The following is a 6,748-nucleotide window of genomic DNA, read 5'->3' on the forward strand; positions in this document are numbered from 1 at the left end:
TGTAGTCACCCTTTAGGCGGAACTCTCCTAATGGGTTGAGCGTTCTGGATACTTACTTGCTACCGTTTATCGCGTATAGCTACCGTTTGCGGAGTAAGTAACACTTAGTAATAAACCGTGTAAAATCTCAGTTAAGAACGGAGTTTCCCAGGGAGACGCTGTCCTTTGTTTTATGCAAGGGACGGCGTCTCTTTGGCGCTTGGAGACCGTTCTGTAGCAGGACGGCGGACGTGCGTCACATATTAAAAAGTCAACGTCGAGATGGGTCGTGATAAGAATGGGCAAGTACGTAATCGTGGTTGAATCTGGTTCGGATGTGACGCCAGAGCTCTGCGAACGCTACGGCATCGTGCGTGTGCCCATGCATGTCACGATTGGTGACGAGACCGTCGAGGACGGCTCGATCGATCCGCTCGAGATCTATTCGCGCTGCAACGAGTTTGGCGTGATGCCCAAGACCAGCGGCTGCGCGCCGGCAGATTTCTCTCGCGTGTACGACCGCATTCACGCCGAGCAGCCCGACGCGACCATTTTGCATCTTGCGTATTCCGAGGCCACGACCTGTTCGCATCAGTCCTCGAAGATCGCGGCAGAGGGGCGCGACTACGTGTTCTCCATGGACACGCGTTTTGTCTCGGTGGGCCAGTCGCTTGTTGTCGTCGAGACCGCCAAATACATCGAGGCTCATCCCGATGCCACCGTCGACGAGATCTTTGCTTTTACGAACTCCGTTATGGACCGCGTGTTGCTGGGCTTTGTTCCTACCGACCTTGCCTTCCTTAAGGCGGGCGGTCGCTTGTCCAACGTGGCGTTCCTAGGTGCCCATCTGCTCAAGATTAAGCCCTGCATTGAGGTAACGGGCGGCAAGTTCGTGGCGACCAAGAAGTTCCGCGGCTCTATGCTCAAGTGCGCCCGCGCCTTTATTGACCACATGGTTGCGAAGGGCGAAATTGACTACTCGCACATTGGCCTGGCGTATTCGGTAGGCCTTTCCGAGGAGCTGCGCGACGACATGGAAGTCTATGCACACGACCTGGGCTTTAAGGACGTTACCTGGACTCAGGTCGGCGGCGTCATCTCGAGCCATTGCGGCCCGACCGCCTTCGGCGCGGTGCTCACGCTCAAGGCGTAACGCCTGGCGTCTATCGATTTCTATTGCCTCGGCGGCGGGCGGGTTGCGACAACCTTCCCGCCGCTTTTGCATGGGGCCAAATAGGACAATCCAATTGACCGCTAAACCGTTTCGCCATCAAGCATATAGGCTAGAATGACTCTGGCATTTATGTAGCTAAAACCAATGAGAGGCAAGGTAGCGGGAATGGCTGAGATGAAGCTCGAGGGTATGGACGCTCGTCCTGAGGACTCCGCGTTTGCCCTGGGCCGCGTGCATTCGATCGAGACGATGGGAACGGTCGATGGACCCGGCATCCGCTTTGTGGTGTTTGTTCAGGGCTGCCCCATGCGCTGTGCGTATTGTCACAACCCCGATACCTGGTCGGTTAACGGCGGCACCATGGTGACCGTCGAGCACCTGATAGACGAGTTCCAGAGCAACCATGAGTTTTACCGCAGCGGTGGTATTACGGTATCCGGCGGCGAGCCGCTCCTGCAGCCTGAGTTCTTGGCCGACCTGTTCCGCGCAATGCACAACAACCCCGATGGTCGCGTACATACCTGCTTGGATAGTTGCGGCTATGCGTTCGACCCCGCGCATCCCGAGAAGTTCGATGCCGTACTCAACGAGACCGATATGGTGCTGCTCGACATTAAACACGCCGATCCCGTCGAGCATAAAAAGCTGACCGGTTGCGATTCTGCGCGCATCCTGGCGTTTGGCGATGAGCTGGCGCGTCGCAGGATCAAGGTCGTTATCCGTCACGTGGTAGTACCGGGCATTACCGACACGGCAGAGGAGTGCGAGGCACTCGGTCGTCTGATTGCCCCGTGGCATAACGTGGTGGGCCTGGAAATGCTGCCGTATCACACGATGGGCGTCGTCAAGTATGAGCAGCTGGGGATTCCCTATAAGCTCGAGGGCGTTCCACAGATGGATACCGCGCGCATGCCCGAGCTGCGCAACGCCGTCATGACGGGCATGAAAAAGCGCCGCGCGGACCTCAAAAACGCTATCGGCTAGGGGTAGCTCATTTGGGGCCGGTAGGGTGGAGAAGTAGCTAAAAGAGCCCCGTCCTAAAAAGACTGCTCTCTGGGTTGCGGTGAGATGCGCAACAGAATCGTGCCATTTGGATAAATACGCTTGTGGTTTCTTTAAAGACACCTTAAACGCTTCTGAATATCTTTGGAAAGAAATGCCTGCTCGGTATTATGCTGCTCGTATATGAACGGGAGCAGCCAGGAGACCACGTGCGAAACGACGCATCGCGGGACGAGCATGTGCCGCAGCATAGCAGCAGATATGAGACGAAGGGCACGTCTTCGCGTGGCCTTGCCGACGCTCGCATCCGCGTGACGAAGATTGCCGCCGTTGGGATGTTAACGTTGGCGGTTATTATCCTCGGAATTACCGCTAAAACCTACGCGTCGGAGCGAACGGCACACTCAGATGCGTCAACGGTACAGACGCAAAACAAAAAGGTCTCTAAATCTAAAGCCACCGCAAATCAAACCCTGTCGACAGCGAGCCTCAAGACGAGGCTTTCGAAGGCGGACTTTAACGATATTCCCTCAGGCGATACCGTGCAGACCTTCTCACTGGTTGATGACCAGATCCCCGCCCTGGAGGATGAGAGCCTCGCCGCGCTCCAAGATACCCTTGATCAGGCCCAGGAATTGGGCGACGTGGGCGTGGTGTTTTACAATCTGTCGAGCGGCAAGGGCGTGACGTATAACGCGGACGCCGAGGTGTACGGTGCGAGCAGCTACAAGGCGCTCTATGTACTCTACGTCTGCGAGTTACTGGTCGAGACAGGGCAAGTATCGCTCGATGATGCTCTGGGCACCTATGGCGGCTACAGTATGGGCTGGCTGACGTTTCGCGACCTGATCGAGACCTCGGTCGTCAACTCGGATAACGACTCGTTTGTCGCGTTGCGTGCAACGTTTGATCAAGATGGCTACGAGGATTGGATTGCCGCACTCGGCGTCGAAGACGAGGTCGCGCTCGATCCAATGAGCGATTTCCCAACCTACTGCCCGCGCACCTCGGCCAAGTTGTGGCGCGAGATGAGCGAGTATTTGATCCGTGAGAGCGAGACGTCGCAATGGCTGTCGGGCCTTCTGGCCTCTACGACCCGGTCCTTTATCCGTGACGGCATTGCGGACGACCATGCCATGGTGCGTAACAAGGCCGGTTGGATCAGCGAGGCAGGTTGCAATGCGACGTGCGATGCTGGCCTCATCGATGTCGATGGCGACACCTACATTATGAGCATCATGACGTCGATGCCGTGGAGTGACCGTTCGAGTGAGGCCGTGGCCGCCATCGCCAAGGCGCTCTACGATACCCGCGCTGCGCTGGCCTAACGGCTTCGTATTGCGCGGTTGAGTCAAAATGCTGGTACCATACCGTGGATAAACAGTTTTCACAGGTTTGGGGGATGGTATGCCTACCATCGCAATCATCGGTGCACTCGAAAAAGAGGTTGCGCAGATTAAAGAAGAACTGAACGGTGCCCATGTGTCGCAAGAGGCAGGCTTGAGCGTTGTAAGCGGCGAGCTCAACGGTCTGTCAGTGGTCGCCACGACCGCTGGCATGGGAACCGTAAACGCCGCTGGTGCAACACAGCATCTCATCAGCAAATATGCTCCGCAGGCCGTTGTGTTTTCGGGCATTGCGGGTGGCTTAAACTCCAAACTCCATATCAATGACGTGGTTATTGGCAAGTGCCTGCGCTATCTGGATACCGACACGGCGCTCATCGCCGAGTCGGCGCCGGAGCTTGAGGAGTTTGCCTCGACACCGGCTCTAGTTGACATCGCCACCACCGTGCTTGCCGAACATGGGTTTATCGATGCTTACGCTTCTGATTCCGCTGCGGAGAAGGACCCTAAACAGTTCCTGGTTGGCACTATCGCTACAGGCGACCGCTTTGTAACGGGCGACGCCATGCGCAGCGCCGCCATCGAGGCGACGCATGCCGATTGCGTTGAGATGGAAGGTGCTGCGATTGCCCATATTGCAGCCAAGAACGGTGTCGATTGTCTGGTGCTGCGTGCTATCAGCGATAATTGTGACGAGGCATATGACGCGTTTTGCGAGCGAGAGTTCGATTTGGACGAGTACGCCCGCACCGCGAGCGGCATTACACTCGATATCGTCCGCTGCATCGCCGCTGCGTAATCGTGCATCCCTATTGTAAGAACCTACGACCAAGGAGTATCCATGGCCGATTCCATTAACTACCAGCTTGCCAAGTTCGTCGCCAGCTACGGCAAGGTTTCGCAGATCCCCGAGTCCACCTGTCCCGAGGTGAGCTTTGTGGGCCGCTCCAATGTGGGCAAGTCGTCCATCATGAACAAGCTCTTTGGCCGCAAGAACCTGGTCAAGGTTTCGAGCACGCCGGGCAAGACGAGCAATATCAATTTCTTCGAGGCCGACGACGTGCACTTTGTGGACCTGCCGGGCTACGGTTTCGCCCGTCGTTCCAAGGCCGAGCGCGACCGCTGGGCCGAGCTCATCGGCGACTTCTTCGACTCCGAGCGCAGCTTTAACCTGGTTGTGTCGCTGGTGGACATTCGCCATGACCCCAGCAAGCTCGACCATGACATGATCGACTACCTGCAGGGCAACGAGTTCAACTTTATCGTCTGCCTCACCAAGGCCGACAAACTCAGCCGCACCCAGCAGGCCCGCCAAGCGGCAGCCATCAAAAAGCAACTCAACGTCCCGGCCGAAAACGTAATCATCACAAGCTCCCAGACCGGTACCGGCATCGACGAGCTCAAGCGCCGCATTGCCGAGGCCTGCCTCTAGTAGGGGCTCTTGGCAGACAATAGTTTGCATCTATCTATATCACCCCAGTGATAGTTGTTGGTACACTATCACTGGGGTGATATTTTTGTTTGGAGGTCGATATGGAGCTTTGGCACGGGTCGGAGGTTGTTGTCGAACGTCCGTCGTTGGATAAATGCAGACAATTCAATGACTATGGGCGCGGGTTTTATTGCACGTCACATGAGGAAATGGCGATGGAATGGGCATGCCGGACCGAGTCTGATGGCGTTGCCAATCGATATGAGCTTGATTTAGATGGCCTTTCGGTCTTGGATTTGGAGTCTGGGGAGTTTTCAATCCTCAATTGGCTTGCAATTCTGGCGAATAACAGAGAGTTCAATGTTTCGACGCCATTGGCGCGTGAAGGGCTTCGCTATCTACTTGATAACTGCTTAATTGATACATCTCCTTATGACGTTATTCGAGGCTATCGTGCTGACGACTCCTATTTTTCGTTTGCAAGACAGTTTGTCAGCGGCATGATATCGCTCAGACAGCTGCAACGTATCATGTGCTTGGGTGATTTGGGTATCCAATATGCCCTTATGAGCGAGCGCGCATTTTCGATGATTAGATTCTGCGATTGGAAGCGGGCTTCGGGGTCTGAGTTTTATCCCAAGCGTTTTGAGCGAGAGCAGAATGCTCGACGCAAATACTTGGATACGGTCAATGGGTTCGATTCCGAAGGTATCGACATTAGGGATTTAATGGCAGGGAGGGTTGATTTAAATGATCCAAGAGTTAACAGATCGTGGACCGAGTAGGACATATCCCGTCTACTACCTCGAGGACGCAATGAACAACCTCGGCGACTGCTTCGACTATGCCGTCAATGACTATGGAGCAGAAGGATCTGAAGTTGCTGAACTCTTTTGCCTGAGCGGGGTTGCTCGCGAGTTTGAACGCGGCAACGCATGGGTAGTGTCGGGAAAATCGGGTGTTGAGCTGTTCGCGCTTATCGCTGAAAGGTCGGGCTATCAAAACAGGCCTATACCGGACTGCACCTATCGATTTGAGAAGACGCCGGAATATTGGGCGGGCTGGATGCTGGCATACCTGCAGTGGCGCCTAGGAGAGTCTTTCGAAGATTTGCTGCATGTCGTTCCATTTGATGTGCTGCGCAGTCTGTATTACCCCTGGCACGAAGCATCGGAGGAACGAGTGGCTCGCCTCGTCTGCGATATGGCGAAAAAAGCGTCCAGGCAAACCAAACTTGCGTTAGCAAGAAAGAAGCTTAAGAAAACCCAACAAGACCTAGCATACGAATCGGGTGTGTCACTCCGCTCAATCCAAATGTACGAGCAGCGCCAGAGAAACATCAATGAAGCTTCGGTAACAAGCGTAAGAGCCATAGCAAAAGCCCTCCACTGCAACATCGAAGACCTCCTAGAACCAGTCTTCGAATACAAGGAACCCAGCGCAGCCTAAGCCAAGCACATAGTCGAAGCCTGTCACTAGTAAGTGCTCCAGCCTAGCAAGAGCCCCTATCAATAAAGGGCCATAATTTCAGCCCGGCGCCCCTTCAAAGCGTGGGTCCCTATAGACATCGCTAGCCACGTTGCCATAGGGCCACCCGGGGGCATCCCCTTAAAAACATTCCGCAGCACGAGGCCCGCTTATCCGCAGCTCCGAAGGAGCGCAATATTAAATCAGCGAATGCGATTATCCTGTCGAGGTCGCGTAGGTCTCCTTGGGGCTTCCCCTGAAAACAATCCGCAGATCGAATTGCCCCCGCGCGCGCACGGCACGACCGGGGCAATCAAGATACACGACGTTTTGACGGGCAGCCCCCAC

The 6,748-nt window shown here is 55.3% G+C and carries 7 protein-coding genes; all 7 read left to right on the forward strand.

The features are described 5' to 3' along the window. Window positions 1–277: 277 nt before the first annotated feature. The 7 genes from ACTQ48_RS09660 to ACTQ48_RS09690 all read left to right on the forward strand — a co-directional run bounded on the left by ACTQ48_RS09660 (window position 278) and on the right by ACTQ48_RS09690 (window position 6,382). The gene (locus tag ACTQ48_RS09660) at window positions 278–1,132 is read left to right on the forward strand and encodes a DegV family protein (RefSeq protein WP_427748366.1); all 855 of its coding nucleotides are present in this window, start codon (window positions 278–280) and stop codon (window positions 1,130–1,132) included. A gap of 186 nt (window positions 1,133–1,318) precedes the next feature. Next, on the forward strand, window positions 1,319–2,137 hold the full coding sequence (pflA, locus tag ACTQ48_RS09665; protein ID WP_441570757.1) for a pyruvate formate-lyase-activating protein: 819 nt from the start codon (window positions 1,319–1,321) through the stop codon (window positions 2,135–2,137). A gap of 227 nt (window positions 2,138–2,364) precedes the next feature. Next, the gene (locus ACTQ48_RS09670; protein ID WP_441570759.1) at window positions 2,365–3,483 is read left to right on the forward strand and encodes a serine hydrolase; all 1,119 of its coding nucleotides are present in this window, start codon (window positions 2,365–2,367) and stop codon (window positions 3,481–3,483) included. 79 nt (window positions 3,484–3,562) lie between these two features. Next, complete coding sequence (gene mtnN, locus ACTQ48_RS09675) at window positions 3,563–4,300, forward strand: 5'-methylthioadenosine/S-adenosylhomocysteine nucleosidase (protein ID WP_441570760.1); 738 nt, start codon at window positions 3,563–3,565, stop codon at window positions 4,298–4,300. Window positions 4,301–4,342: 42 nt separating this feature from the next. Then, window positions 4,343–4,933 (forward strand): ribosome biogenesis GTP-binding protein YihA/YsxC, encoded by a 591-nt coding sequence (gene yihA, locus ACTQ48_RS09680; protein ID WP_055252447.1) that lies wholly within the window; start codon window positions 4,343–4,345, stop codon window positions 4,931–4,933. A gap of 101 nt (window positions 4,934–5,034) precedes the next feature. After that, window positions 5,035–5,718, forward strand: a complete 684-nt coding sequence (locus ACTQ48_RS09685; RefSeq protein ID WP_427748370.1) for a DUF3990 domain-containing protein — start codon at window positions 5,035–5,037, stop codon at window positions 5,716–5,718. 31 nt (window positions 5,719–5,749) lie between these two features. After that, on the forward strand, window positions 5,750–6,382 hold the full coding sequence (locus tag ACTQ48_RS09690) for a helix-turn-helix transcriptional regulator (RefSeq protein WP_441057876.1): 633 nt from the start codon (window positions 5,750–5,752) through the stop codon (window positions 6,380–6,382). Window positions 6,383–6,748 lie beyond the last annotated feature (366 nt).

The organism is Collinsella sp. Sow4_E3, assembly GCF_052116285.1.
GTDB lineage: Bacteria > Actinomycetota > Coriobacteriia > Coriobacteriales > Coriobacteriaceae > Collinsella.